Origin of the sequence: Thermus altitudinis (assembly GCF_022760835.1) — a bacterium.
Lineage (GTDB): Bacteria > Deinococcota > Deinococci > Deinococcales > Thermaceae > Thermus > Thermus altitudinis.
On sequence record NZ_JAKTNQ010000067.1, the window covers coordinates 1 to 554 of the forward strand.

1 protein-coding gene is annotated in these 554 nt (G+C 52.5%); it reads left to right on the top strand.

The genetic code is table 11. From position 1 onward, the window contains the following. Positions 1-554, top strand: a 554-nt coding sequence (locus L0D16_RS12345; protein ID WP_243032475.1) for an RNA-guided endonuclease InsQ/TnpB family protein, incomplete at both ends; no start/stop codon positions are given.

Sequence of the window (554 nt, forward strand, 5' to 3'; positions counted from 1 at the left end):
GTCCTACAGGATGTTATACAGAAGGTAGATAGGGCTTTCCAGGGTTTCTTCCGGAGGGTCAAGAAAGGACAAAAACCCGGTTACCCCCGCTTCAAAGGAAAAGGACGGTATGACTCCTTCACCTTCCCCCAGGCTGGGACTACCGGGGTCAAACTTCAGAAGGACGGCAAACGGGTTTTCATCTATGGTGTCGGGTCGGTGAAGGTGAAACTTCACCGCCCGTGGGAGGGAAAGATAGAGAGGGCTACGGTGAAGCGGGAAGGGGATGACTGGTACATCATCTTCGTCTGTGAGGTGGAGCCTAAACCTCTACCCGAAAGCCAAGCAGTTGTTGGCATAGACCTAGGCACCAACCCTCACTTTCTCGTCACCTCCGACGGGGAGATGGTAGAAGCTCCCAGGTACTATCAGAAGACCCAAAAGAAGCTGGCCAAAGCCCAAAGGGAGCTTTCCGGGAAGGAGAAAGGAGGTGGTAGGTACAAGAAAACCAAAAAACGCTTAGCTAAACTACACCGCAAGATTGCCCATCAGAGGAGGGACTTCCACCATAAGGT